We start from the raw sequence: 25516 nt of genomic DNA on the forward strand, positions 1-25516 counted from the left end.
GCTCCTCCAGGTCGGGGGGGGGCGAGGGCTAGCCCGCCGCCCGCTTCTCCGCCACCTTCTGCCGCACGATCCCGATCACGGCGAGCGCCAGCGTCAGCGCGCCGGTGGCGAGCAGCTGCTTGCGGGTGTCCGGCTGCTCCGTCATCAGGTAGAACACGTACGCCATCGCGGCAAGCGCCACCCAGGTCAGGAACGGGTACGCCCACATCTTGATGACCAGCTTCTCCGGCTCCTCGCGCTCCGTCCTGCGGCGCAGGATCAGCTGCGAGGCGGCGATGAAGATCCAGACGACCAGGATCATCGCGCCGATCATGTTGAGCAGCCAGGGGAAGACGTCGTCGGGGCGCCAGTAGCTGAGCAGCACGCAGACGAAGCCGAAGACCGAGGAGGCGAGCACCGCGAGGCGCGGCACGCCGCCCGAGACCTTGCCGAGCGCCTTGGGGCCCATGCCGCGCTCGATCAGCGAGTACGACATGCGCGACGCGCCGTAGATGTTGGCGTTCATCGCGGAGAGCAGCGCGATCAGGACGATCACGTTCATGATCTCCCCGGCGCCGGGGATGCCGAGGTGGTTGAGCGTGGCGACGTACGGGCCCTTCGCGACGACCTCCTTGTCGTCCCACGGCAGCAGCGTGACGACGACCAGCATCGAGCCCACGTAGAAGAGGGCGATGCGCCACATCGCGGTGCGCACGGCCTTGGCGACGGACTTGACCGGGTTCTCGGACTCGGCGGCGGCGATCGTGACGGTCTCCAGACCGCCGTACGCGAAGACCGACGCGAGGAGGCCGATGATCAGGCCGTCGGTGCCGTTCGGCATGAAGCCGCCGACGCCGGTGAGGTTGTCGGTACCGGGCGCCGACACGTCGGATCCCGGCAGGATGCCGAGGATCGCGAGGACGCCGATGCCGAGGAAGAGCGTGATGGCGCCGACCTTGAGCGCGGCGAACCAGAACTCGAACTCGCCGAAGTTCTTCACGGCCGTCAGGTTGGCGCCGCAGAACACCAGCATGAAGAGGGCGACCCAGGCCCACTCGGGGCTGTCCGGGAACCAGCCCACCATGATCTTCGCGGCGCCGATGCCCTCAAGACCGACGGCGACGCAGAGCAGGAACCAGAAGCCCCAGCCCGCGGTGAAGCCCGCCCAGGGGCCGATCGCCCGCTCGGCGTGCACGGAGAAGGATCCTGACGCCGGGTTCGCCGCCGACATCTCGCCCAGCATGCGCATCACGAGCATGACGAGCGCGCCGGATATCGCGTAGGCGAGGACGATCGAGGGCCCGGCGGCCGCGATGCCCGCCCCGGAGCCGACGAAGAGGCCCGCCCCGATCACGCCGCCGAGGGCGATCATGGAGAGATGTCGCTGCTTGAGGCCGTGCACCAGGGGGGAGTCGGTCTTGGGTGCGTCGGGTGCTGCGTCGGGTGCTGGGTCCTGCGGGGTGGACGTCCGAGACATGGGCGTGCCCTGTTCAGTAGCCGAGACGGGGGAGCGAGCGGCCCACAGTCTGAGGTCCGGTACCGGTGACAGGGAACAGCTGACCGCTATACGGACACGACGCTCACACCTTGTGAAGCAATGGGCACGTCAAGTTCACGCGCGGTTCACAAATGCCTCGACGTGCGGTTCACGCGCCTCTGGCGCCACTCCCGCAGCCCCGCGATCGCGAGCACGAGCCCCGTCGCCCCCGCCGACCAGAGGAGCTGCGGCCGCGCCCCGTCGTCCGTCACCATCAGGCCGAGCACGACGGCCATCGCCGCGAGCGCCGCCCACGTCAGATACGGGAACGCCCACATCCGCAGGACGAGCCGCTCCGGCGCCTCGCGCTCGATGCGCCGACGGAGGCGCAGTTGGGAGATGGCGATCAGCGCCCAGACGAACAGGAGCACCGCGCCGACCGAGTTGAGCATGTAGAGGAAGACGGAGTCGGGCCACTTCAGATTGAGCACGACCGACACGAAGCCGAAGGCCACCGAGGCGAGCACCGCGCGGCGCGGCACCCCGCCGCCCGACAGCTTGAGCAGGGACTTGGGGGCCTCGCCGCGCTCGGCGAGCGAGAAGATCATCCGGGAGGAGCCGTAGAGGTTGGCGTTGAGCGCCGAGAGCAGCGCCACGAACACCACGATGTTCATGATCGTCCCGGCGGACGGCACCCCGATCGAGTCGAGCACGGTGACGTACGGACTGATGCCCGCCTTCTGCGCCGTCCACGGCAGCACCGTCACGATGATCAGCATCGACCCGACGTAGAAGAAGAGGATGCGGTAGACGGCGCTGCGCACCGCGCGGGCCACCGAACGCACCGGGTCGTCGGACTCGGCGGCGGCGATCGTGACGACCTCCAGGCCGCCGAACGCGAAGACGACGGCGAGCACTCCGGAGATCACGCCCGACCAGCCGTGCGGCAGGAAGCCCCCGTCGCCGGTGAGATGCGTGAAGCCGACCGGGTCCCCAGAGGAATTGGACCCAGCGGGCAGCACCCCGAAGACCGCGAGGAGGCCGAGCACCAGGAACGCGACGATCGCGCAGACCTTCAGGGTCGCGAACCAGAACTCGAACTCGCCGAAGTTCTTCACCGCGGCCAGGTTGGCGCCGGTGAAGACCAGCATGAAGATCAGCACCCAGGCCCACTGGGGGACGCCGGGCGCCCACCCGTTGGCGATCTGCGCGGCCCCCGTCGCCTCCACGGCGAGCACGACCACGAGCAGGAACCAGTAGAGCCAGCCGACGCTGAACCCGGCCCAGCGGCCGAGCGCGCGCTCCGCGTGCACCGAGAAGGATCCTGACGCGGGCATCGCCGCGGACATCTCGCCGAGCATCCGCATCACGCACATCGCGAGCGCGCCCGCGATCAGGTACGACACGACGATGCCGGGCCCCGCGACCGCGATCCCGGCGCCCGAACCGACGAACAGCCCGGCCCCGATGACCCCGCCGAGCCCGAGCATGGTGAGGTGGCGCTGCTTGAGGCCGCCCGCGAGCGGTTCGTTCTCTTCCCCGAGGGGCGTGGCCGTGGCGGCCGCGACGGTTCCGGGCTCGTGCATGGTGCTCAGTGCTGCTCTCGGGATCAGCAAAGCTCCGGCGAAGCTTTGGCGGGAACCTACAGTCTCCCCGGGCGGTCGCCCTTCGTGCAAAACGGGGCACCCACCCGCCGACCTCAGTGACGCGCATCACGCCCGGCGAGGTGTACAGAGGCTCCTTTGTGCAGAGCCCACCAAGGCCCCGCCCCTGGCTTGTCGGCCGGACACCGTGTCGCGCCGCGTCCGCCTGGGATAGCGTCGGCAGGTCCCACCTGCCCTCGTCCCAGCGGAGTCCCGATGAGCATCGCCGCCGCCCATGTCCGCCCCGGCCAGGTCCTCGCCGACCTGCTCCCGTCGTCCCGCGTGAAGGACGCCGCCCTCGTGCTCGGCGGCGCCGCGCTCACCGGGATCGCCGCCCAGATCGCGGTGCCCGTGCCGGGCTCCCCGGTGCCGGTGACCGGGCAGACCTTCGCCGCGCTGCTCGTGGGCACCGCGCTCGGCGCCCGCAGGGGCTTCCTCTCGCTCGCGGTGTACGCCCTCGTCGGCATGGCGGGCATGCCGTGGTTCGCGGAGGCGGGCTCCGGCGTCGCCGCGCCGTCCCTCGGCTACGTCCTCGGCATGCTGCTCGCCGCCACCGTGGCCGGTTCGCTGGCCCGCCGCGGCGGTGACCGCTCCGTGCTGCGCACGGCGGGCACGATGGTGCTCGGCTCCGCGATCATCTACGCGGTCGGTGTCCCCTACCTGGCCGCCGCCACCGGCATGTCGATGACCCAGGCCGTCGCCGCGGGGCTCACCCCCTTCCTGATCGGCGACGCCCTGAAGGCCGCGCTCGCGATGGGCGCGCTGCCCACGGCGTGGAAGTTCCTCGACCGCTGAGCGGTCGGACGCGCGGGCGTCAACTGACGTCGTAGTTCCGCCTGAAGAGGTTCGCCGGGTCGTACGTGGCCTTCAACTCGGCGAGCCTCTTCCGCGTTTCCGGGTCGTAGAGCCCGTCGGGCCGATCGCCGCCGCCGAAGGCGAAGTTGAGCGAGCGCCCGAGGGTCTGCGGCGCCACTAGTCCGAACGCCTGCGCGTGCACGGTCCGCGCGGCCGCGACGTCCGTGCCGTCGAGCGGCGACAGGATCCGGATCAGCCAGCCCGCGTCACGGAAGGGCACCGCGTTCTGCGCGGGCCTCGCGAGCGCCCCGCCCAGCTGGTTGATCTGGACGACGTGCATCGCGTCCGCCGCGGGCCCCGTCAGGGCGAGGAGTTCACCGGCCGCCGCGACGTCCAGGCCGCTCAGGACCACGCTGTCCCCGTAGTACGCGTGCGGGAAGTCCGGGTCGCTGTGGATGGTGTGGCTCTCGGCGTACGGCATCTCCCGCAGCGTGTCCGACACCGCGTCCCCGAGCTCCCGCAGCGGCGCCACCAGACGCTCGCCCTCGGCCGCCGTGCCGGTGAACGCGACCCGGACGGAGACGAGATAGCGGCCGCGCAGATGCGGCGGGAGCTGCGGCAGGTCCGGGTAGACGAGCGCCGAGAGGGACGAGGTCAGCTCGTCGGGCAGGGTCCGCGTCCACGCCTCGTAGCCGCGCAGCAGGGCGGCGGGGTCGCTCGCGCTCCCGTCGAACGCGATCGCCCCGCCGTACAGCCTGGCCACCGGCACCAGGTCGATCTCGAGATCCGTGACCACACCGAGGTTCGCGCCGCCGCCGAGGAGCCCCCAGAACAGCTCGGGTTCGCCGTCCGCCGTGACGTGGCGCGGGGTGCCGTCCGCGGTGACGACGTCGAGCGAGCGGACGTGGTCGGCCGCGTACCCGAACTCCCGGCCGAGGATGCCGAGTCCGCCGCCCAGCGTGTACGACACGGCGCCCACGCCCGGCGCCGAGCCGTTCAGCGGGGCGAGCCCGTGCGGCGCGGCGGCCTCGGCGACCTGCCCCCACCTGGCGCCCGCCCCGACGGTGACGGTGCGCGCCGCGGCGTCCACGCGCACGGAGTCCATCCGCCGCGTGCTGACGAGGACGCCGCCCTCGGAGGCCGCGGGCAGGCCGTGCCCGGTGGCCTGTACGCCGATGGGCAGGGCGTGCGCGGCGGCGTACGACACGGCGGCGACCACGTCGTCGGTGCTCCGCGCGCCGAACACGATCGCGGGCCGCGTCGCGAAACCGGTCTGGAACCCGGCGATCTCCTCGTCGTACCCGGCGTCTCCCGGCCGGAAGACGAGTCGCTGTGCGGTGAAGTCCACGGGAAGCCTCCGTTGTGCTGCGGTGCCTGACGTGGCGGAGCATCCCGCAATAACCTGACACCTGCCGTCAACTTTTCCGGCGCCCGCGCCCGGACACGACGGCGCCCCCGCGGAGAACTCCGCGGGGGCGCCGTACGAAGCCGTACGAAAAGGGTGCCGAGGGTCAGGCGTCGACCTGCTCCTGGACCTCGTCCCTGGGCCGGATCTTCTCCCGGACCAGGGAGAAGACGACCACGAACGCGGCCGCGAGGAGCGAGAGCAGCACCTGCTTGCGCCCGGCCTCGTCGGTGAGCATGTAGACGAGCACGAACGAGATCATCGCGATCGTGACCCACGTCAGGTACGGGAAGAGCCACATCTTCACGACGAGCTTCTCCGGCTCCTCGCGCAGGATGATCCCGCGCATCCGCAGCTGCGTGAACGCGATCATCAGCCAGACGAACAGGGCCACCGCGCCCGAGGAGTTGAGCAGGAAGTCGAAGACGGTGTCCTTCCACTGGTAGTTGAACCAGACGGCGACGAAACCGAAGACGACCGAGCCGAGGATCGCGGCCTGCGGCACGCCCCGCTTGTTGGTGCGCGCGAAGGCCTTGGGCGCGTCACCGCGCTGACCGAGCGAGAAGGCCATGCGGGAGGCGGTGTACAGGCCGGAGTTGAGGCAGGAGAGCACGGCGGTCAGCACGATGACGTTCATGACCTGACCGGCGTGCGGGATGCCGATCGAGTTCAGTGCGGCGACGTAGCTGCCGTCCTTGGCGATCGACTTGTCGTTCCACGGAAGGAGGGTGATGACGACGAAGATCGAGCCCAGGTAGAAGACGCCGATGCGCCAGATGACGCTGTTGGTCGCCTTGGTGACGGCGCGCTGCGGGTCCTCGGACTCACCGGCGGCCAGCGTCACGATCTCGGAGCCCATGAAGGAGAAGACGACCATGAGCACACCCGTGAGGATGGCGCCCGCGCCCTTGGGCATGAAGCCGCCCGCGTCGGTGAGGTGCGCGAATCCGGCGCCGGGGTTGTCCGATCCGGGCAGCACGCCGAAGACGGCGAGCAGGCCGATGATCACGAAGCCGCCGATGGCGACGACCTTGATCCCGGCGAACCAGAACTCGAACTCGCCGTAGGAGCCCACCGACACGAGGTTGGTGGCGGTGAGCACCACCATCACGATGAGCGCCCAGCCCCACTGCGGGACGGCGGGTATCCAGCCGTTGAGGATGACGGCACCCGCGGTGGCCTCCACCGCGAGCACGACGACCCAGAAGAACCAGTAGAGCCAGCCGATGGAGAAACCGGCCCAGCGGCCGAGCGCCTGGTCGGCATAGGTGGAGAAGGAGCCGGAGGTCGGCCGTGCGGCGGCCATCTCGCCGAGCATCCGCATCACGAGGACGACCATCGTGCCCACGAGGGCGTACGAGATGAGGATCGCGGGCCCCGCGGCGGCGATGCCGGAGCTGGAGCCGACGAAGAGCCCGGCGCCGATCACGCCGCCGATGGCGATCATCGAGAGGTGGCGGTTCTTGAGACCCGCTTGCAGGCCGTCACCGTTGTCACCGTTGTGGCCAGACTGCGGATCCCCAGGGGATGCGGTGCCGCTGTCTGCCTTCGCAAGGGAGGGTTGCGAGGTCATTGACGAATCCTTAAGTTCTCGGGTCTCGAGCCCCCGCATTCAAACTCAGGGGTGAACGGGACGGAAGTCCTGAATCCGGATCGTTGTATTCAGGCCAATGGCCTGGACCAAGGTCAGCGCCCGAGACGTCACGTCGACATCTCGGCAAGATCAAGGTCCTGCCCGGTCGCGGCTACCCCCTCCGCGACGTGCCACACTCGGACCCATGCGCGTGTACCTCGGCTCGGATCATGCCGGCTACGAACTCAAGAACCACCTGGTCGAATGGCTCAAGAGCCACGGCCACGAGCCCGTCGACTGCGGGCCCCACATCTATGACGCCCAGGACGACTACCCGCCGTTCTGCCTGCGCGCCGCGGAGCGCACGGCCGCGGACCCGGAGGCCCTCGGCATCGTCATCGGCGGCTCCGGGAACGGCGAGCAGATCGCCGCGAACAAGGTCAAGGGCGTCCGCGCGGCGCTGGCCTGGAGCGAGCAGACCGCGGCGCTCGGCCGCGAGCACAACGACGCGAACGTCGTCTCGATCGGTGGCCGCATGCACACGGAGGAGGAGGCGACCAAGTTCGTCGAGATCTTCCTGAGCACGCCGTACTCGGGCGAGGAGCGGCACACTCGCCGCATCGACATGCTGTCGGCTTATGAGGAGTCCGGGGAGCTGCCCCCGATCCCCGCGCACCACCCCCAGTCGTAACCCACGGGGCTCCGCCCCGGACCCCGCTCCTCAAACGCCGGAGGGGCTGAACATTCAGCCCCTCCGCACTCATTCTCGGAGGGACCCTTGCCCGAGGGGCACACCATTCATCGGCTCGCGCAGGACCACAGGGAACGGTTCGCGGGGAAGACGACGACGGTACGCAGCCCGCAGGGCAAGTTCAGCGACAGCGCCGCCCTCGTCGACGGCAGGTCGATGGAGACCGCCGAGGCCCACGGCAAGCACCTCTTCCTCGGGTTCGGCGAAGGGGGTGCCGAGTGGATCCACATCCACCTCGGCCTCTTCGGCAAGTACACCATCGGCGAGTGCCCCGCCCCGCCCCCCACGGACACCGTCCGCCTCCGCCTGCTCAACGAGGCGTACTACTCCGACCTGCGCGGCCCGACGACCTGCGCCCTCATCACGTACGACGAGAAGCGGGCGATACACGAGCGGCTCGGCCCGGATCCGCTGCGCGCGGCGGACGACCCGGACAAGGCGTACCAGCGGATCTCCCGCAGTCGTACGACCGTCGCCGCGCTCCTGATGGACCAGAAGGTCATCGCGGGCGTCGGCAACGTCTACCGCGCCGAGGTCCTCTTCCGGCACGGCATCGATCCGTACACCCCGGGCAAGGACCTCACCCAGCGCCAGTGGGCGGCGATCTGGCAGGACCTCGTGGAGCTGATGCGCGAGGGCGTCCGCCTCAACCGGATCGACACCGTCAGGCCCGAGCACACCCCCGAGGAGATGGGCCGCCCGCCGCGCGTCGACGATCACGGCGGCGAGGTGTACGTCTACCGCAGGGCGAACCTGCCCTGCCACATCTGTGGCGGCGAGATCCGCACCGCCGACCTCGCCGCCCGCAACCTCTTCTGGTGCCCGACCTGCCAGCGCGCGTAAGGAGTGTCCCGTAAGGGGCGCGGGGAACAGCGCGCCCAGCCACGACGCACCCGCAGCAAAAGCCCCAGCTCAAAGCCCTCGGCTAGAAGCCATGCGGCAGCCACGGCGCACTGGCTGACCCGAAGGCCAGCGACGCCTCAGCCAACGCGCCGCCGCGCAACTCCCGCACCCGGCCCGCTCCCGCGAGCGAGACCAGGGAGGTGCCACCGAGGTAGGCCGCGGCCAACTCCCGTACGGAGAGCGCGAGATCGGCCGGGTCGTGGGTGCGCTCGCACGACGCGCCCTTGGCGTCACCCGTGAGGCGCCAACGCCCCTCGTTCCAGGGACAGAAGGCGTCCGTCACCTCGAACACCACGTCGACGGGGGCCTGATAGGTGCGCGCCTCCAGAGCCGCGCCGACCTCCACGAGCCGCACGTGCAGCGAGTCCCGCACCGCGATGTCGCACCGGCGCACGTCCGAGACCAGCTGTAGCAGCGGGTCGTCCACCGGGCGGCTGCGCGCGACGACCGACGACGTCAGGTCGATGTCGAAGAGGAACTGCCACAGCGCCGCGTACGCCGCGGGGTCGACGGCCTCCAGATCGCGCAGCAGGACCGTGCTCTTGGGCCCCTGCCACTCCCATTCGGGCTTGACGGCGAACCGCACGTACCCGACGAGCTCCCCGTCCTGCTCGGCGACCACGCACTGCAGCTGCGAGGCGCCGCCGCGGTCGGACGCCGGGTCGAGCAGGCCGAGCCGCTCCCAGCCGGGCTGCCGGGCGAGCAGCCCCGGACGCTCACCGACCCGGCGCGCGTACAGCGCCTCGCACGCCTCGTGGACGTCGGTGGGCTTCGCGTACCGAAGGCGTACGTCCGCCGCCCCTGACGGCAGGGCGAGCCGCACCCGGGTCGTGTCGATGGTGGCCTTCAGCTGCTGGGTGGCCGCCCCGTACCCGAACCGGCCGTAGATCATCGGCTCCGACGCCGTGAGCACGGCGAGGGACTCGCCGCCCGCGCGCAGGCCGTCGAGCTGCCTGCGCATCATCGAGGTCATGATGCCGCGCCGCCGGTGCGTGGCCGCGACGCTGATCATGGTCACGCCCGCCGCGTCCACCAGGGCGCCGCCGGGCACGGAGAGCCGGAAGCTGAAAGCCGCCGCGGTCCCCACGCACGACGCCCCGTCCCACACGCCGAACGAGCGGTCGAGCTCGATCAGCTCGCGCCACAGCTTCTGTTCCTGGGGCGACTCGGGGACCCCGCCGAACGCGACGTCCAGCGCCCCGTACCACGTGTCCCAGTCGCCTTCGTCGAGCATCCGCACGTCTGTCGTCATATGCCATCCCTACCAGCGCGGTACACACCGGTGCGACAGGATTTACCGAGTCCGAAAGTCGCGTTCGTGCCGGTTTCCGGCATGCCCCTGACGGGGGACAAGTGGGACCTCCCGTGCGAAGTGCCCGGCCCGCTGGATAGGGTCCACGAGCAATGGCTGTAGGAGAGCAGGGGCGCGGACGACGCGAGCGTCGTGCGGAAGCCGAGACGTTCACGGCCCGGATGAAGAAACGGCTGCACCGGGCCCGCATCGGCCTGCGCAAATCCGGGGTCGACTACTTCCGCGGCGACGGCTCCGACTGGGTCGCCCTGGCCGGTCTGCTCCTGACCATCCCCGTGATCACCTGCTGCACGATCGTCAACAACGTGTGGTTCTCGCCCGCCGCGCTCGTCCTGCCGATCGTCGCGGGCGGCCTGCTGCTCCGCCCCGCCAGCCTGCTCGGCCTGTACGCGGCCTCCGCGGTGGCCCTGATCGTGGAGTCGGTGAAGCTGGGCCCGTACACGGAAGGGCCGTCCCGGGTCACCCCAGGCGTGGTCCTCGTGGTCGCGGCCTGCGGATTCTTCGGCCTGGTCATCGCCCAGTTCCGCAGCCGGGTCGGGGTGCCCTGGCGCGGCGGCGGCACCATGCTCTTCGACCTGCGCGAACGCATCCGCGTACAGAGCAAGCTGCCGAAGCTGCCGCGCGGCTGGCACCGCGAGATGGCGCTGCGCCCGGCCGGCGGCCAGTCCTTCTCCGGCGACTTCGTGGTCGCGGCCCGCACCAACGGAGGCCGCACCCTGGAGGTCGTCCTCACCGACGTCTCCGGCAAGGGCATGGACGCGGGCTCCCGCGCCCTGCTCCTGTCCGGCGCCTTCGGCGGCCTGCTCGGCTCACTGCCCCCGCACGCCTTCCTGCCCGCAGCCAACGGCTACCTCCTTCGCCAGGACTGGGACGAGGGCTTCGCGACCTCCATCCACCTGGTCCTCGACCTGGAGACCGGCGACTACGAACTCTTCTCCGCGGGCCACCCGCCGGGCCTCCAGCTCAGCGCGGGCAGCGGCCGCTGGGAGGAGAAGGCGGGCCAGGGACCGCTCCTCGGCGTCTACGACGGAGCACAGTTCGACCCGGTCAAGGGCCTGCTGCGCCCCGGCGACGTCCTGATGCTCTTCACGGACGGCCTGGTGGAAACCTCCGACCGCGACATCGCCGAGGGCATGGACCGGCTGACGGGGGAGGCCGACCGGTATGTGGCCGGGGGCTTCCACGGCGCCGCCTGGCACCTGATCGAGGCGGTCGCGAAGGACGTGAACGACGACAGGGCGCTGCTGCTGATCTGCCGGGAGGCGTGAACGCGGGCGAAGGGCGCGGACAGTCACTGCCCGCGCCCTTCTGAAAGCTTCGCCTACGGCAGGTTGTTCGCCGAGGCGCGTTCGGCCTTCTCTGACCGGTCCGACGGGATCGATGTCCCTGGGGCCGATGTCCCTGCTGCCGGAGACAGACCAGGTCCCCCCGCCACCGCGAGGTCCCGGCCCCCCGGCAGGATCCGCGCCAGCCACTCCGACCGGCCCGCGGCCAGTGGTCCGAGGACCGCGAGCAGTAGTACGTAGCCCGCGATGAAGGGGGAGAGGCGCGAGTCGAGGCCCGCGCCCGCTGCCATCGTGGCGAGGATCAGGGCGAACTCGCCGCGGGCGAGCAGCGTCGTGGAGATGTTCGCCGCGGGGCCCGCGCCGAAGCCGTACACGCGTGCCGCGCCGAGTCCCGCGAGGACGTTCATCAGCAGGGTCAGCGCGACCGCCGCGAGGACCGGCCACAGGACGACCGGCAGGTCGCCGGGGTCGATGGAGAGCCCGAAGGCGAAGAAGAAGATCGCGCCGAAGGCGTCGCGCAGCGGGTGCACCAGGGTGCGGATGCGGTCGCCGGACGCCGTGCTGCCGAGCATCAGGCCGACCATGAACGCGCCGATCGCGTCCGCGACCCCGAACCACTCGGAGACCCCGGCGACGAAGACCGCGACGCCGAGGAAGGAGATGACGAGCAACTCGTCGTCCTTGGTGTCGAAGAGCCGTCCGATGACCCGGGTGCCGAAGCGCGCCACGAGGGCCAGGAGCAGCAGGAATCCGAAGGCCTTGCCGCCGTCCATCACGGCGGCGGAGAGGCTGTCCGCGCCGGACAGGATCGGCTGCAGCGCCGCGAGGTAGAGCGCGAGGAAGATGTCCTCGACCACGATGATGCCGAGGATCGGCTTGGTCTCGGGGTTGCCGAGCCTGCCGGTGTCGACGAGGACCTTCGTGACGATCGCGGAGGAGGAGATGCCCAGTACTCCGGCGAGGACCAGGGCCTCGGAGGTGCCCCAGCCGAGCGCGAATCCGAAGCCCAGGCCGGCGCCGACGTTCAGGGCGAGGTAGATGCCTCCGGCGACGGCCATCTTGCGACCGCCCGTCTTGAGGTCGTCCATGTGGAACTCGAGGCCCAGGTAGAAGAGCAGCAGGACCAGGCCGAGCGCCGAGAGCATTTCCAGGTCGTGGGGGTCGGAGACCAGGACCACGCCGGGGGTGTGCGGGCCGAGGAGTATCCCGGCCAGGATGAAGAGGGGAATGGTGGGGAGACCGATGCGGCCGCCCAGGCGGGCGAGCACGGCGGCGGCGAGAAAAGCGCCGCCCATGGCTATCAAGGTGTCTGCGTGTCCGATGGGCCCGTTCCTCCTGTTTGGTCGGTACGAGTCGTCAGGGCATGTCGTCAGGGCATGAGAAATAGAGCAAAGGAAGCGTCAAGAACGCGTCAATACTTAGGTTACCAAACGATCTGATGGGCGACTTCTGAAGACGTGTGGTGGGGTTCTCCCCACCCCGGGTTCGCCAGCCGACCTCATGGTCAGCACCACCCCCGGATCCGTACGTTCGAGACATCGATCAGGGACCCCAGCAGGGACACCGATCAGCGACGTACGAACGGAAGGCGGGCACAGCCATGGGGCTGCGACGGAAGAACCGGACCGAAGACGGCGCGGGGGCGGTACCGATGCCCGCCATGCCGACCACCCGGCCCGGTGACTGGGCCGTCGAACTGCGCGGTGTCCGCCGCCAGTACGGCCGGGGCTCCGGCGCCGTGCACGCCCTCGCGGGCATCGACCTGGCCCTGCCGCGCGGCAGCTTCACCGCCGTCATGGGCCCCTCCGGATCCGGCAAGTCCACCTTCCTGCAGTGCGCCGCGGGACTCGACCGGCCGAGCTCGGGCACCGTCCACCTCGGCGGCACCGAGATCACCGGCATGAGCGAGAACAAGCTGACCGCGCTGCGCCGCACCCGCCTCGGCTTCGTCTTCCAGGCCTTCAACCTGCTGCCCTCGCTGACCGTCGAACAGAACGTCGTCCTGCCGATGCGCCTCGCGGGCCACCGCCCCGACCGCCGCAAGGCCGCCGAGATGCTCACCCGCGTCGGCCTCGGCGACAAGGGCCGCCGCCGTCCAGGACAGCTCTCCGGCGGCCAGCAGCAGCGCGTCGCCATCGCCCGCGCCCTGGTCACCGAGCCCGACGTGATCTTCGCCGACGAGCCGACGGGCGCCCTGGACACCACCACGGCCACCGAGGTGCTCGGCCTCCTTCGCTCCGCCGTCGACGGCATGGGCGCCACCGTCGTCATGGTCACCCACGACCCGTCCGCCGCGGCCTACGCCGACCGCGTCCTCTTCCTCGCCGACGGCTCCATCGTCGACCGCATCGAGGGCGGCTCCGCCCAGCAGATCGCGGGCCGCATGACGACGCTGACCGCCGCCCCGGCCTACGCGAGGGCGGCGGCGTAATGGCCTACACACCCAACGGTCTGGCCCGCGCGGCCGTCCGCTTCAAGCCCGCCGCGTTCGCCGGTACGTTCGTCGCGCTCATGATGGCCTCGCTGATCGTGGCCGCCTGCGGCATCCTCCTGGAGACGGGCCTGCGCGCCTCCGTGCCGACCGAGCGCTACGCGGGCGCCCCCGTGGTGGCCGCCGCCGACCAGTCGGTCCACTTCGTCACCGGCAGCGGCGACAGCAGGTCCGAGAGCGACACGCCGCTGCCCGACCGGGCGCGGATCGACGACTCCCTGGTGGCCAAGGCCGCCTCGGTGCCCGGCGCGCGCACCGCCGTCGCCGACGTCACCTTCCCCGTGCGGTCCGGCGACAAGAACGTCACCGCGCACGGCTGGGGCTCCACCGCCTTCACCGGCGAGAAGCTCGCCTCGGGCCGGGCGCCCGGACCCGGCGAGGTCGTCCTCGCCGCACCCGGCGCCTCGGTCGGCGAGCGCACCACGCTCACCACGGCGGCAGGACCGCGCGACTTCCGCGTGTCCGGCACCGTCGAGGCCGGGCGGGGCGCCGCCACCGCCTGGTTCACCGACTCCGACGCCGTACGCGTCTCCGGACACCCGGGGAAGATCGACGCCATCGCCGTCCTGCCCAAGGCGGGCGTCTCCGCCGACACCCTCAAGTCCCAGGTCGCGCACGCGGTCGGCAGCAAGGCCGACGTCCACACCGGCGACGACCGCAGCGCCGCCGAGGGCTCGGAGCTCGCCTACGCCAAGGAAATGCTCACCGGCCTCGGCGGCTCCTTCGGCGGCATCGCCGCCCTGACCGCCGTGTTCACCGCGGCCGGCACCGTCGCGCTCTCGGTGGGCCAGCGCGCCCGCGAGTACGCGCTCCTGCGGGCCATCGGCACCACCCCGCGCCAGATCCGCCGCACCATCGCCACCGAGACCCTGCTCGTCGCGCCGCTCGCCGGAGCGGTCGGCGTGCTGCCCGGAATCGCCCTGGCCCGTTGGTGGTTCGGGCAGCTGAAGGAGAAGGGCGCGATCCCCGAGGCCGTCGACCTCTCCATCTCCGCCATCCCGCTCGGCACCGCCGTCGGCGTCGCCCTGCTCACCGCGCTCGGCGCCGGATACATGGCGGCCCGCCGCCCCTCCCGCATCAAGCCGGGCCAGGCGCTCAGCGAGGCCTCCGTGGAGCGGGCCGGGCTCGGCTGGATCCGCACGCCGCTCGGCATCGCCGCCGCGGCTGGCGGCACGGTCTTCGCCGGGTTCGCCGCGAGCAACACCGGCGACGACGCGGCGAACGCGGCGCTCGGCGTCGTCATGCTCTTCATGCTCGCCGTGGCCCTGCTCGGCCCGCTGGTGGCCCGCGGCTGCGCCACCCTGTTCGGCCTCCCGCTGCGCGGCGCGGGCGCCTCCGCCTCGCTCGCGGCCGCCAACTCCCGCAGCAACTCCCGCCGGATGGCCTCCGCGATCACCCCCATCGTGCTCGCCATGGCCTTCTCCTCCGTCCTCGTGTTCATGCACACCAGCCAGGAGCGGGTCGCCGCCGACCAGCAGCGCGCGGGCATCACGGCGGACCACATCATCAGCTCCGACGGCGGCCTCGCCCCCGGCGCGGTGCGCCGGGCGGCCGCGGCGGACGGGGTCACCTCGGCCGTCGGACTGCTCAAGACGTCCGTGCTCGTCCCGGTCGGCTCGGGCGGCGACCGCTGGCTGCAGTCGGCCGCCACCCAGGGCATCACGGGCTCGGCCGCCGACCTCGCCAAGGTCCAGGACCTGAAGGTCGAGACGGGCACCGTGCGGCTCGGCAAGGGCGAGATCGCCGTCGACGCCTCGCTCGCCCGCTCCGCCCACGTCGGGACCGGCGACCGCCTGGACCTGCGCCTGCCCGACGGCACCAAGGCATCGCCGAAGATCGTGGCGACGTACGGCCGCGGGCTCGGCCTCTCCCAGGTGACGATGTCCGCCACCGACCTGAAGCCGCACGTCACCTCGTCGTTCGCCACCGAGATCTGGACCAGGGGCGGCTCCGCGCAGGCGCTCTCCGGCCTCGGCACCCTCAAGGACCGCGAGGGCTACGCCACCGCCAAGTCCCTGGACAACGAGCTCAACGCCTGGGCGAACACCACGATGGCGGCCGTACTCGGCGGCTTCGCGGCCATCGCCGCGGTCAACACCCTGGTGATGACGGTCCTCGACCGCCGCCGCGAACTGGGCACGCTGCGCCTGATCGGCTCCACGCGCGGCCAGGTGCTGCGGATGATCCGCTGGGAGGCGCTGATCGTCACCGTCGCGGGCATCGTCATCGGCTCGGGCATCGCCCTGGCCACGCTCATCCCGATGATGAAGGGCCTGACCGGCGAATCCCCGTACATCCCGCCGCTGGTCTACGGCTCGTTCGTGGCCGCGATCCTCGGCCTGGGCCTGGCGTCGGCGACGATCCCGGCACGGGCGGCGCTGAGGGCCACGTGATTCAGCCCCTCCGGCGTTTGAGGAGCGGGGTCCGGGGCGGAGCCCCGGTTTCGGGAAGGGGCGGGGTGGGGGAAAGAATCCTCCCCATGAACCCCGCCCCCGTCCTCCCGCTCGCCGAAGTGGAAGCCCTGGCACGACGAGCCCACGCCGCCCAGACGGACAAGGCGGGCCGCCCCTACGCCGAACACCTCCAGGCCGTGGCCGACGGAGTCCGCGCCCGCGGCGGCGACGAGGAACAGATCGCCGCGGCCTGGCTGCACGACGCGGTCGAGGACGACGCCCTCTCGGAGCAGTGGCTGGCGCGGGCCGCGCTGACCCCTCGTACGAAGGCCATCGTCCTGGCCCTCACCAAGCGCGCGGGCGAGCCCAAGGAGGCGTACGCCGAGCGCATCCTGGCCACGGAGGGGGCCCGCCTCGTCAAGGAGGCGGACCTGGCACACAACGCGGACCCCGCCCGGCTCGCGGTCCTCGACGCGACGACAAGGGCGCGCCTGACGGAGAAGTACACCGTCATGCGCGCCCTGTTGGGGATCCGAGGGCCCCTCGGCTAGAAGGGCCTAGGAGGACTTGGCCCGCTCCCTGGCGAGCTGTGCCGCGTCCCGTTTGAAGGCCCACTCCATCTTGGGCTCCATCGCGAAGCGGAACATCCGCTGCACCGGAGGAGTGCAGAGCAGCGTCACCACGGTCGCCGCGACCACGGTCACGAAGATCTCACCGGCCGGCTTGTGCAGCCACGCGTACTCCTCGAACCAGCCCCCGAAGCGCGAGCCCTTGGCGAGGAAGCCGTGCAGCAGGTAGCCGTAGAGCGTGCCCGCGCCGAGGACCGTGAACCACATCTTGCGGCGCGGCACCCACGCGAAGAAGCACGCGGTGAGGATGACCGAGCAGCCGAAGAGCGCCAGCGTCATCATGACGCCGATCCACCAGGGGAAGCCCAACTCCTGTGCGCTGTCCCTGCGGTAGAACCACACGGAGGACATCCGGGGGGCCGCCCAGTAGGCGAGCAGCAGGGCGCACGCGAAGACGGGCACGGACAGGATCCGCACCTCGCGGCGGCGCACCAACTGGAAGTGCTCGGGCTTCATGCACAGACCGAGCACGAAGAACGGCAGGAACTGCAGGACGCGCTGCAGGTCGAGGTCGTCGCCGATGTCCGGCGAGATCACGGCGAGCGTCGCCACGGCGAGGGCGAGCGGCACCGGCCAGCGCACCAGTTTCCACAGCGGCACGGTGAGCCGCCACACGAAGAGCGCGACCAGGAACCAGGTGAGGTACCAGGGGTCGAGCAGGCTGATTGGCTGTGTCGGGTCGTCATCGGCCCACCGCTTGAAGAACGTGTACGCCACTTCGAAGATGACGTACGGCACGGCGACACCGGTCACGAGCCTCTTGAGGCGGTCGGGCCGCATGTCGAAACTGCGGGAGAAATAGCCGGAGATCACGATGAACGCCGGCATGTGGAAGGTGTAGACGGTCATGTACAGCGCCTCGGCGGTGCGGCTGTGATCCGTCAGCGGTTCCCACGAGTGGGCCATCGCCACGAGGACGATCGCCAGGTATTTGGCGTTGTCGAAGAACGCGTCGCGCTGCTTGGCGGGTTTCGGCGCGCCCTTGGCGGTGCCGTCGGCCGGGGTGGGGGGAGCGGTCGCGGCCTGCGGGGTCGGATGGGCGCGGGGAGTGGGGACTCCGGACGCCGGCGCCTGGACCGGGGGGAGCGGCGTCCGGTGTCCGTGCGGATGCACCGAGTTGGTCACAGGCCCTCCCGCCGATGACTCGGTGAGACGATCCGGGACCGCACTGCGCCTGCGGGGGTGGTGGCAGCGTGGAACATCTGAGGCACCCTAGCGGCGCGGCGGTGTATTCGTAAAACCCTCGTCACTTCTCTCAACTCAATCCACCTGGGAATCCCGCATATCAGGTCTGGCTATCACCTCCGGGTACCCAGGAATCACTGAGAGTCGACAAAGAGATGTGGCCGTATCTTGTCCCGTACGTCACAACTCATCCGGTTTAAATGGTGCATAACACCCTCGGGCGACTCTGGTGAAATGTCCGTATCGTCGGAGAATTCAAGGCCCGAGATGTGCGCGCGGCAACAATTCGAATTTCCTGCGAACGTGGTGTGTGGCGATGGAAACGATCAAGCCGAAATTGTGGCCCCCGGAACCCACCGAATTGCCGCACGGCGACGCTCCGCTCCCGCGCCCCCTGGGCACCCCCGCGTGCGCGCCCCGCGAAGCGGTGGCCGACGATGTGTCACCGGCCGCATACCGGCGGCGTGTTGGTGGCACGATGGTCTCGGCGGGGGTGTGCGGGGTCGTACCCCCCGGGCCGGGAGAGCGACCGACCTAGGGTGTGATCAGTGTGGCCATTTCGCTGTCAGTGGTACTGCTGTTGGCGATCATCCTTGTGGTGCTCATGCGCAGTGGATCACTCAAGGCGGGCCCCGCGATCGTCGCGGTGCTCTTCGGCTTCTTCCTTGCCTCCACCGGGATGGCGCCATCCATAAACAGGTTCCTGAACGAACTGGCGCAGACCATCAACTCGATCAGCTTCTGAGGCCCTTGGGGGAGGACGGTCGGCGCGCCCTGCCCCCAAGGGTGTTGCTCAGGACGCCTGTTGGAGCCCGCGCAGCGAGGCCACCAGGCGGTCCACGTCCTCCGACGTGTTGTAGAGCGAGAGCGAGGCGCGCGCCGCCGATTCCAGGCCGTAGTGCGCGAGCGCGGGCTGCGCGCAGTGGTGTCCCGCGCGGACCGCGATGCCGTCGCGGTCCAGCCAGTCGGCGACCGTCGCCGGGTCGTGCCCCGCGAGCGTGAAGGTCAGCACCGCGATCCGCTCGGGCGCCGCCCCGATCAGGGAGAGGCCGGGCACGGTGGCCATGGCCTGCTCGGCGTACGCCATGAGCGCGTTCTCGTACGCCGTGACGGCCTCCCTGTCGAAGGACGTCAGCCAGTTCAGCGCGGCGAGCAGCCCCACCACCCCGGAGATGTGCCCGGTCCCCGCCTCCAGGAGGTGCGGTGGCGGCGCGAACGTCGTCCGGTCGAAGGAGACGGACTCGATCATGTTGCCGCCGCCCTGCCACGGTTTCATCGCCGCCATCACCTCAGGGCGTGCGTACAGGGCGCCGATGCCCGTCGGGCCGAACAGCTTGTGCCCGGAGAAGGCGTAGAAGTCCGCGCCCAAGTCCTGTACGTCGACGGGCATGTGGGCGACCGCCTGCGCGCCGTCCACCAGGACCTTGGCGTCGTAGCGGTGCGCGAGCGCGGCCATCTCCTTGACCGGCGGGACGGTGCCGAGGACGTTCGACGCGTGGCTGATCGCGACGATCCTGGTCCGGTAGGAGAGCAGGTCGGCGTACGCGGCCTGGTCGATCTGCCCCGCTTCGTCCAGCGGCACGGGGACCACCCGGGCGCGCGTCTCCTTGGCGATCAACTGCCAGGGGACGATGTCCGAGTGGTGCTCGAGGACCGGCACGAGGATGTCGTCCCCTGGCCCGAGGTTCGCCCGGCCCCAGCTCTGGGCCACCAGGTTGATCGCCTCGGTGGTGCCGCGCACGAAGGCGACGGTCTCGGGCCCCTCGGCCCCCAGGAACGAGGCGACCGCCGCGCGCCCCGCCTCGTACATCTCCGTCGCCTCGCGGGCCATGGTGTGGGCGCCGCGGTGGATGTTGGAGTTGGCGACGCCGTAGTAGGCGGTGAGGGCCTCGATCACCTGGCGCGGCTTCTGCGTGGTGGCGGCGTTGTCGAGCCAGACGAGCGGCTGCCCGTTCACCAAGCGGTGCAGGATCGGGAAGTCCCTGCGGGCCGCCTCGGGGGAGAAGGCGCCGGGCGGCGAGAGGGCGGGCAGGGCGGGTTCGGCGGGAGCGACGGGCTCCGCGGGAACCGTTGTGGGCACCGGGGCTTGGAGTGCGGCGGGTGCTGCCGGTGTCGCCTGTGCCGCCTGTGCCGTCGTCGGCACGGCCTCGGTGAGCGCCGTCAGCCCGGGGCCGAAACCCTGAACGTCAGGAATAGTCATGGTAGTTGGCCACCTCGACGTTCTGGAGGACGGCGATGGCGTCCTCCACCAGGACCGCGGTGTTGAAGTACGCCGTCATCAGGTACGACGTGATGCCCTTGTTGTCGACGCCCATGTTCCGCATCGACAGGCCCGGCTCGGCCTCGTCGGCGACCTCGGCGGGCCGCAGCCCGACCACGCCCTGCTCGGCCTCGCCCATCCGCATCAGGAGGATCTCGGTGGTGCCCGTGTGGAGGCCGCCGCCGTTGGTGAACCGCACCTTGTCCGACGGAAGCAGCGGCACTCCGCGCCAGGTGAGCAGCGGGCTGCCGAACCGGTTGTCGATCACCGGGGGCACGCCCCGGCGCGTACATTCGCGGCCGAACGCGGCGATCGCCTTCGGGTGCGCGAGGAAGTAGCCGGGCTGCTTCCAGACCTTGGCGAGCAGCTCGTCCAGGTCGTCGGGGGTGGGCGCGCCGGTCCGCGCCTGCACGCGCTGGCCGGGGGAGACGTTGTGGAACAGGCCGAACTCGGGGTGGTTCAGGAGCGCGGACTCCTGCCGCTCGCGCAGCGCGGCGATGGTCAGGTTCGCCTGCGCGCGCGTCTGGTCGATGGGTCCGTTGTAGAGGTCGGCGACGCGGGTGTGCACGCGCAGCACGGTCTGGGCGAGCGTCATGTGGTACTCACGGGGCGCGGCCTCGTAGTCGACGTACGTCCCCGGCAGATCGACCTCCCCGACGTGCCCCGACGAGCAGTCCACCGGGACCTCGCAGCCCGCCATCGCGGCGTCGCTCGCGTTGAACGCCGCGAGCTCGGCGCCCAGCGCCTGGTCACGGTCCGCGAGTGCCGCGAGAGCGCTGCGCTCGGCACAGAGCGCCGTGCCCCGGGTGAGCGCCTGGACGCGGTACGGCATCGGCTCGGACCTGCTCCACGCGCCGAGGTCGAAGAACTGCCCGTCCCCGACCACCTCGAGCAGCGCGTCCTCGCCGTACCGCCCGGTCACCCGCTTCTCGGCGCGCCCCTGGACGATGACCCAGAGCCGGTCCGCGGCGTCGCCCTCCTGCACGATGACCTGCCCGGCCTCGAAGGACACCTCGGTGAAGGCGTCGGCGAGCTCGGCGAGCAGGGCGTCGTCGGCCTCGCACAGGTACGGCACCTCGCGTAAGTCCCCGGCGACGACGCGGGGACTGCCGTTGTCGTCGTAGGTGCTGATGCGGTCGTCGCCGAGGACGAAGGTGCGGCGCCGGTTCACGCGGTACACACCGGAGTCGAGGTCCACCCAGGGCAGGGCGCGCAGCAGGTACCGGGGCGTGATGCCGCGCATCTGCGGGACGGTCTTGGTGGCGGTCGCCAGTTGCCGTGCGGCATCCGGGCTGAGAGCGAGTCGGTCGGTCATCGGAACCTCCGGGGGGCCGTGCGGACGGCTGGAGAGGACGGGTGAAGGGGACCGATCGTCCGGTCGGCGCGTCCCGGACCACAAGGGGTCCCGTGACGGCCTTGGCATAGGCCAGGCGCAAAACCGCCGCACGGGGAACGGGCCCGCCCCCACTGAGCGGCCAGGCAGCCGATCCGGCTCCGGCGCCACCCGCCCCCACCGGCCGGTATCCGACCCGATACGTCCCTGAGGGTGGGCTATGCGCCCCTGAAAGATCCCGTTATGGCCGGACCGGGGAAGGGGCCCGGGAAGGGATCCGGGAAGGGATCCGGGAAGGGACCGGGAAGGGACCGGGAAGGCCCGGGAAGGCCCGGGAACGCGAAGAACCCCAGACCCTGGAGGGCTGGGGTTCTTCGTTCAGAGCGGGCGACGGGAATCGAACCCGCGTAGCTAGTTTGGAAGACTAGGGCTCTACCATTGAGCTACGCCCGCACGGTTCGCGCCACGGCCGGAGCCGCGGTACGACAGGCATCGTAGCGGGTCGACGGGGCTTGTCGCACACCCCCTTCACCATCCCCCCTCGTACGGTCCCCGTTTATCCGGGAGCCGCACTGCCTGCGGGCATGTACCCTACGTGTCGCACCGACGGGGTGTGGCGCAGCTTGGTAGCGCGTCCGCTTTGGGAGCGGAAGGCCGTGGGTTCAAATCCCGCCACCCCGACCACCTTGCATCTCTCCGCGTTTCTCTCCACAAGATCGCATTGTGGCTCGACTCCCGCTTGCCGTTACTATGCAAGCTGTGTGCCCGTGTGTCTCTCAACCGGGCAGTCCCAAGAAGTCAGCCCCCAAGGAGACCGAACCGTGAAGAGCGCCGTGGAGACCCTGAACCCGACCCGGGTTCGGCTCACTGTCGAGGTGCCCTTCGAGGAGCTCAAGGACAGCCTCGACGCGGCCTACAAGAAGATCAACCAGCAGGTCACGGTGAAGGGCTTCCGTAAGGGCAAGATCCCGAACCGGGTCATCGACCAGCGGTTCGGTCGCGGCGCCGTCCTCGAAGAGGCCGTCAACGACGCGCTCCCGAAGTTCTACACCGAGGCCGTGAACGAGGCCGAGCTCAACGTCCTGGGCCAGCCCGAGGTGGACATCACCGAGCTGAAGGACAACGAGACCCTCAACTTCACCGCTGAGGTCGACATCCGTCCCGCGATCGAGATCCCGGACTACTCCGGCATCGAGGTCGAGGTCGACGCGGTCGAGGTCAGCGACGAAGACGTCGACAAGGCCGTCGAGGAGCTGCGCGAGCGCTTCGCCTCCACGTCCCCGGTCGAGCGTGCCGCCGAGGACGCCGACGTCGTGACGATCGACCTCGAGGCCAAGGTCGACGGCGAGGTCCTGGAGGACGGCGTCGCGTCCGGCGTCTCCTACACGATCGGCTCCGGCGAGCTCCTCGAGGGCATCGACGAGGCCGTGAAGGGCCTGGAGGCCGGTGGCGAGGCCACCTTCACCTCCGAGCTCAAGGGCGGTTCCGCGCAGGGCAAGGAGGCCGAGGTCACCGTCAAGGTCACCCAGGTCGCCGCCCGTGAACTCCCGTCCCTGGACGACGACTTCGCGCAGCTCGCCTCCGAGTTCGACACCCTCGACGAGCTCAAGGCCGACAGCCGCAAGCGCCTCGAGAACATGAAGCAGTACGACCAGGCGACGCAGGCCCAGGAGCGCGTCCTGGAGAAGCTGCTCGAGCTGGTCGAGGTCCCCGTCCCCGAGAAGCTCCTCGCGGACGAGATCCAGACCCGCACGCACAACCTCGAGCACCACCAGCTCGGCCAGATGGGCCTCGACCTGGACAAGTACCTGGAGATCCAGGGCAAGTCCCGCGAGGAGTTCGACGCCGAGACCAAGGAGCAGGCCGAGAAGGGCATCAAGACGCAGTTCGTCCTGGACGAGCTCGTCAACAAGGAGAAGCTGAACGTGAACCAGGAGGAGCTCACCGAGCACCTCATGCGTCGCGCGCAGTCCTCCAACATGTCCCCCGACCAGTTCGCCCAGGCCGTCGTCGAAGGCGGCCAGGTCCCGATGCTGGTCGGCGAGGTCGCCCGCGGCAAGGCCCTCGCGGTCGTCGTCGAGGCGGCGACGGTCAAGGACACGAACGGCGAGGTCGTGGACCTCGACGACGAGGACGAGACGGACGAGACGGCTGCCGCCGAGGGCGAGCAGACCGAGGCGTAATCGCTTCCGCTGTACATGAGCGACGGGCCCCTGGGACTTGACTGTCCCAGGGGCCCGTCGTGCCCCGTAAGGGGCGCGGGGAACTGCGCGCTCAGCCCGCGACGGGCCGCACCCGCCCTGGGACCGCACCCGGCAGACGCGCCTGCGGCTTGTGGGGGTTGCTCGCGCAGTTCCCCGCGTCCCTTACGGGGCGCAGTCACCCGCCCGCTCAGGCCGAGCGCAGCGACCTGCGCTCACAGCGAACAGTTCCCTCTGCGGGATTCCCCGGAGGACCCCGCGCGTTAGGGTCCATGAATACGAGGGCAGGGGAGTCCCCGAAGCCGCCCCGGAGCGGTGAGCACGCGGGGCCCCAGGCCTTACGAGAAGACGTGAGACGGCCCGGCGCCGTCGTAAGACGAGCAGGTGGATACGTGACGAATCTGATGCCCTCCGCCGCCGGCGACCCCTCCATCGGTGGTGGCCTCGGCGACCAGGTCTACAACCGGCTGCTCGGCGAGCGGATCATCTTCCTCGGCCAGCCGGTCGACGACGACATTGCCAACAAGATCACCGCACAGCTGCTGCTCCTTGCCGCCGAGCCGGACAAGGACATCTTCCTGTACATCAACAGCCCCGGCGGATCGATCACGGCCGGCATGGCGGTGTACGACACCATGCAGTACATCAAGAACGACGTCGTGACGATCGCGATGGGCATGGCCGCCTCCATGGGCCAGTTCCTGCTCAGCGCCGGTACGCCCGGCAAGCGCTTCGCGCTGCCGAACGCCGAGATCCTGATCCACCAGCCCTCCGCGGGCCTGGCGGGCTCCGCGTCGGACATCAAGATCCACGCCGAGCGGCTGCTCCACACCAAGAAGCGGATGGCGGAGCTCACGGCTCACCACACCGGTCAGTCCGTCGAGCAGATCACCCGCGACTCGGACCGTGACCGCTGGTTCGACCCGCAGGAGGCCAAGGAGTACGGCCTCATCGACGACATCATGTCCAGCGCCGCCGGCATGCCGGGCGGGGGCGGCACGGGCGCCTGAGGCACCCCCTCAGCGCCCGCAAGCCGACACCTCAGCCCACGCTCCTCAGGAGACCAAGAGAGATGAACAACTTCCCCGGCAGTGGCCTCTACGAGCGCCCCGAGGCCGCCTACGGCCAGGCCGCGCAGGCCGAGTTCACCGGCGCCCGCGCCGAGTCCCGCTACATCATCCCGCGCTTCGTCGAGCGCACCTCGCAGGGCGTGCGCGAGTACGACCCGTACGCGAAGCTCTTCGAGGAGCGCGTGATCTTCCTCGGCGTGCAGATCGACGACGCGTCCGCCAACGACGTCATGGCGCAGCTCCTGTGCCTGGAGTCGATGGACCCGGACCGTGACATCTCGATCTACATCAACAGCCCGGGCGGCTCGTTCACGGCCCTCACGGCCATCTACGACACGATTCAGTTCGTGAAGCCCGACGTGTCGACGGTCTGCATGGGCCAGGCCGCCTCCGCCGCCGCCGTGCTCCTCGCGGCGGGTACGCCGGGCAAGCGCATGGCGCTGCCGAACGCCCGCGTGCTGATCCACCAGCCCTACAGCGAGACCGGCCGCGGCCAGGTCTCCGACCTGGAGATCGCCGCCAACGAGATCCTCCGGATGCGTGCGCAGCTGGAAGACATGCTGGCCAAGCACTCCACGACGCCGATCGAGAAGATCCGCGACGACATCGAGCGCGACAAGATCCTCACGGCCGAGGACGCACTCGCGTACGGCCTCATCGACCAGATCATCTCCACCCGGAAGATGAACAATGCCTCGGTGGCCTGACACGGCGCTGTAGCATCTGCCGCTCCTTGGCATGGTTCGCGGAAGGTTCTCGTGGGCTCGACTCAGAGCCCGCGTCCAAGTGAACCGTGCCAAGGGGGGCCCGAACGGGGGGCCCGGCAAGGT

Annotated in this window: 20 protein-coding genes and 2 tRNA genes; 12 read left to right on the plus strand and 10 right to left on the minus strand. The window is 70.4% G+C overall.

Annotated elements, in window-relative coordinates; genetic code table 11:
* Positions 1-28 precede the first annotated feature (28 nt).
* The gene (locus CP970_RS28645; protein WP_055545387.1) at positions 29-1456 is read right to left on the minus strand and encodes an amino acid permease; all 1428 of its coding nucleotides are present in this window, start codon (positions 1454-1456) and stop codon (positions 29-31) included.
* Positions 1457-1602: 146 nt separating this feature from the next.
* Positions 1603-3042, minus strand: coding sequence for an amino acid permease (locus CP970_RS28650; protein ID WP_055545386.1), 1440 nt, complete (start codon positions 3040-3042; stop codon positions 1603-1605).
* 273 nt (positions 3043-3315) lie between these two features.
* On the opposite strand from CP970_RS28650, the gene CP970_RS28655 reads away from it, so the two are divergent.
* Entirely contained in the window at positions 3316-3894 is a 579-nt protein-coding gene (locus CP970_RS28655; RefSeq protein WP_055545385.1) for a biotin transporter BioY, read from the plus strand.
* A 19-nt stretch (positions 3895-3913) separates the two neighbouring features.
* Here the strand turns inward: CP970_RS28655 and CP970_RS28660 are convergent, their stop codons facing one another.
* Positions 3914-5242, minus strand: coding sequence for an FAD-binding oxidoreductase (locus CP970_RS28660; RefSeq protein WP_079043343.1), 1329 nt, complete (start codon positions 5240-5242; stop codon positions 3914-3916).
* Positions 5243-5405: 163 nt separating this feature from the next.
* Positions 5406-6872, minus strand: a complete 1467-nt coding sequence (locus CP970_RS28665) for an amino acid permease (RefSeq protein WP_055545384.1) — start codon at positions 6870-6872, stop codon at positions 5406-5408.
* A gap of 205 nt (positions 6873-7077) precedes the next feature.
* On the opposite strand from CP970_RS28665, the gene CP970_RS28670 reads away from it, so the two are divergent.
* On the plus strand, positions 7078-7563 hold the full coding sequence (locus CP970_RS28670) for a ribose-5-phosphate isomerase (protein WP_055545383.1): 486 nt from the start codon (positions 7078-7080) through the stop codon (positions 7561-7563).
* Positions 7564-7650: 87 nt separating this feature from the next.
* Positions 7651-8466, plus strand: coding sequence for an Fpg/Nei family DNA glycosylase (locus CP970_RS28675; RefSeq protein WP_055553651.1), 816 nt, complete (start codon positions 7651-7653; stop codon positions 8464-8466).
* An 82-nt stretch (positions 8467-8548) separates the two neighbouring features.
* Here CP970_RS28675 and CP970_RS28680 read toward each other — a convergent pair whose 3' ends face one another.
* On the minus strand, positions 8549-9778 hold the full coding sequence (locus CP970_RS28680) for a GNAT family N-acetyltransferase (protein WP_055553653.1): 1230 nt from the start codon (positions 9776-9778) through the stop codon (positions 8549-8551).
* A gap of 152 nt (positions 9779-9930) precedes the next feature.
* Here CP970_RS28680 and CP970_RS28685 point away from each other — a divergent pair, with 152 nt between their 5' ends.
* Complete coding sequence (locus CP970_RS28685) at positions 9931-11106, plus strand: PP2C family protein-serine/threonine phosphatase (RefSeq protein ID WP_055553655.1); 1176 nt, start codon at positions 9931-9933, stop codon at positions 11104-11106.
* Positions 11107-11159: 53 nt separating this feature from the next.
* On the opposite strand, the gene CP970_RS28690 is transcribed toward CP970_RS28685, so the two are convergent.
* Positions 11160-12419, minus strand: a complete 1260-nt coding sequence (locus CP970_RS28690) for a cation:proton antiporter (protein WP_055553657.1) — start codon at positions 12417-12419, stop codon at positions 11160-11162.
* A 305-nt stretch (positions 12420-12724) separates the two neighbouring features.
* On the opposite strand from CP970_RS28690, the gene CP970_RS28695 reads away from it, so the two are divergent.
* The 3 genes from CP970_RS28695 to CP970_RS28710 all read left to right on the plus strand — a co-directional run bounded on the left by CP970_RS28695 (position 12725) and on the right by CP970_RS28710 (position 16559).
* Positions 12725-13555 carry an ABC transporter ATP-binding protein gene (locus CP970_RS28695; protein WP_055553659.1) on the plus strand — a complete coding sequence of 277 codons (831 nt, stop codon included), beginning with the start codon at positions 12725-12727 and terminating at the stop codon, positions 13553-13555.
* The gene (locus tag CP970_RS28700) at positions 13555-16008 is read left to right on the plus strand and encodes an ABC transporter permease (protein ID WP_055553661.1); all 2454 of its coding nucleotides are present in this window, start codon (positions 13555-13557) and stop codon (positions 16006-16008) included. Before CP970_RS28695 ends, CP970_RS28700 begins: the two co-directional genes overlap by 1 nt.
* A gap of 86 nt (positions 16009-16094) precedes the next feature.
* Positions 16095-16559, plus strand: a complete 465-nt coding sequence (locus CP970_RS28710) for an HD domain-containing protein (protein ID WP_055553781.1) — start codon at positions 16095-16097, stop codon at positions 16557-16559.
* Between the two features lie 6 nt (positions 16560-16565).
* Here the strand turns inward: CP970_RS28710 and CP970_RS28715 are convergent, their stop codons facing one another.
* Complete coding sequence (locus CP970_RS28715) at positions 16566-17762, minus strand: acyltransferase family protein (RefSeq protein WP_055553779.1); 1197 nt, start codon at positions 17760-17762, stop codon at positions 16566-16568.
* A gap of 610 nt (positions 17763-18372) precedes the next feature.
* Between CP970_RS28715 and CP970_RS28720 the strand changes: the two genes are divergently transcribed.
* Complete coding sequence (locus CP970_RS28720) at positions 18373-18567, plus strand: hypothetical protein (protein WP_055553784.1); 195 nt, start codon at positions 18373-18375, stop codon at positions 18565-18567.
* A 48-nt stretch (positions 18568-18615) separates the two neighbouring features.
* Here CP970_RS28720 and CP970_RS28725 read toward each other — a convergent pair whose 3' ends face one another.
* The 3 genes from CP970_RS28725 to CP970_RS28735 all read right to left on the minus strand — a co-directional run bounded on the left by CP970_RS28725 (position 18616) and on the right by CP970_RS28735 (position 21868).
* Positions 18616-20022, minus strand: a complete 1407-nt coding sequence (locus CP970_RS28725; RefSeq protein WP_150494098.1) for a cysteine desulfurase — start codon at positions 20020-20022, stop codon at positions 18616-18618.
* Positions 20009-21397, minus strand: coding sequence for a family 2B encapsulin nanocompartment shell protein (locus CP970_RS28730; RefSeq protein WP_150494100.1), 1389 nt, complete (start codon positions 21395-21397; stop codon positions 20009-20011). The genes CP970_RS28725 and CP970_RS28730 overlap by 14 nt, the downstream gene beginning before the upstream one ends.
* 400 nt (positions 21398-21797) lie before the next feature.
* A tRNA-Gly gene (locus CP970_RS28735) sits at positions 21798-21868 on the minus strand.
* Between the two features lie 154 nt (positions 21869-22022).
* Between CP970_RS28735 and CP970_RS28740 the strand changes: the two genes are divergently transcribed.
* The 4 genes from CP970_RS28740 to CP970_RS28755 all read left to right on the plus strand — a co-directional run bounded on the left by CP970_RS28740 (position 22023) and on the right by CP970_RS28755 (position 25393).
* A tRNA-Pro gene (locus CP970_RS28740) sits at positions 22023-22099 on the plus strand.
* Positions 22100-22236: 137 nt separating this feature from the next.
* Entirely contained in the window at positions 22237-23598 is a 1362-nt protein-coding gene (gene tig / locus CP970_RS28745; RefSeq protein ID WP_055552954.1) for a trigger factor, read from the plus strand.
* Between the two features lie 422 nt (positions 23599-24020).
* Positions 24021-24626, plus strand: a complete 606-nt coding sequence (locus CP970_RS28750) for an ATP-dependent Clp protease proteolytic subunit (protein WP_055552955.1) — start codon at positions 24021-24023, stop codon at positions 24624-24626.
* A gap of 62 nt (positions 24627-24688) precedes the next feature.
* Positions 24689-25393: an ATP-dependent Clp protease proteolytic subunit gene (locus CP970_RS28755; protein ID WP_055552956.1), complete on the plus strand. Its 705-nt coding sequence runs from the start codon at positions 24689-24691 to the stop codon at positions 25391-25393.
* Positions 25394-25516 lie beyond the last annotated feature (123 nt).

The sequence above is a fragment of the Streptomyces kanamyceticus genome (assembly GCF_008704495.1).
In the GTDB taxonomy this organism is placed as follows: Bacteria; Actinomycetota; Actinomycetes; order Streptomycetales; family Streptomycetaceae; genus Streptomyces; species Streptomyces kanamyceticus.

What these genes read in the sequence shown, in the direction of transcription:
- CP970_RS28695 (WP_055553659.1), top strand. Translation starts at nt 12,725, where the DNA reads ATGGGGCTGCGACGGAAGAACCGGACCGAAGACGGCGCGGGGGCGGTA.
- CP970_RS28755 (WP_055552956.1), top strand. Translation starts at nt 24,689, where the DNA reads ATGAACAACTTCCCCGGCAGTGGCCTCTACGAGCGCCCCGAGGCCGCC.
- CP970_RS28655 (WP_055545385.1), top strand. Translation starts at nt 3,316, where the DNA reads ATGAGCATCGCCGCCGCCCATGTCCGCCCCGGCCAGGTCCTCGCCGAC.
- CP970_RS28645 (WP_055545387.1), bottom strand. Translation starts at nt 1,456, where the DNA reads ATGTCTCGGACGTCCACCCCGCAGGACCCAGCACCCGACGCAGCACCC.
- CP970_RS28750 (WP_055552955.1), top strand. Translation starts at nt 24,021, where the DNA reads ATGCCCTCCGCCGCCGGCGACCCCTCCATCGGTGGTGGCCTCGGCGAC.
- CP970_RS28725 (WP_150494098.1), bottom strand. Translation starts at nt 20,022, where the DNA reads ATGACTATTCCTGACGTTCAGGGTTTCGGCCCCGGGCTGACGGCGCTC.
- CP970_RS28700 (WP_055553661.1), top strand. Translation starts at nt 13,555, where the DNA reads ATGGCCTACACACCCAACGGTCTGGCCCGCGCGGCCGTCCGCTTCAAG.
- CP970_RS28650 (WP_055545386.1), bottom strand. Translation starts at nt 3,042, where the DNA reads ATGCACGAGCCCGGAACCGTCGCGGCCGCCACGGCCACGCCCCTCGGG.
- CP970_RS28730 (WP_150494100.1), bottom strand. Translation starts at nt 21,397, where the DNA reads ATGACCGACCGACTCGCTCTCAGCCCGGATGCCGCACGGCAACTGGCG.
- CP970_RS28670 (WP_055545383.1), top strand. Translation starts at nt 7,078, where the DNA reads ATGCGCGTGTACCTCGGCTCGGATCATGCCGGCTACGAACTCAAGAAC.
- CP970_RS28680 (WP_055553653.1), bottom strand. Translation starts at nt 9,778, where the DNA reads ATGACGACAGACGTGCGGATGCTCGACGAAGGCGACTGGGACACGTGG.
- CP970_RS28665 (WP_055545384.1), bottom strand. Translation starts at nt 6,872, where the DNA reads ATGACCTCGCAACCCTCCCTTGCGAAGGCAGACAGCGGCACCGCATCC.
- CP970_RS28690 (WP_055553657.1), bottom strand. Translation starts at nt 12,419, where the DNA reads ATGGGCGGCGCTTTTCTCGCCGCCGCCGTGCTCGCCCGCCTGGGCGGC.
- CP970_RS28710 (WP_055553781.1), top strand. Translation starts at nt 16,095, where the DNA reads ATGAACCCCGCCCCCGTCCTCCCGCTCGCCGAAGTGGAAGCCCTGGCA.
- CP970_RS28685 (WP_055553655.1), top strand. Translation starts at nt 9,931, where the DNA reads ATGGCTGTAGGAGAGCAGGGGCGCGGACGACGCGAGCGTCGTGCGGAA.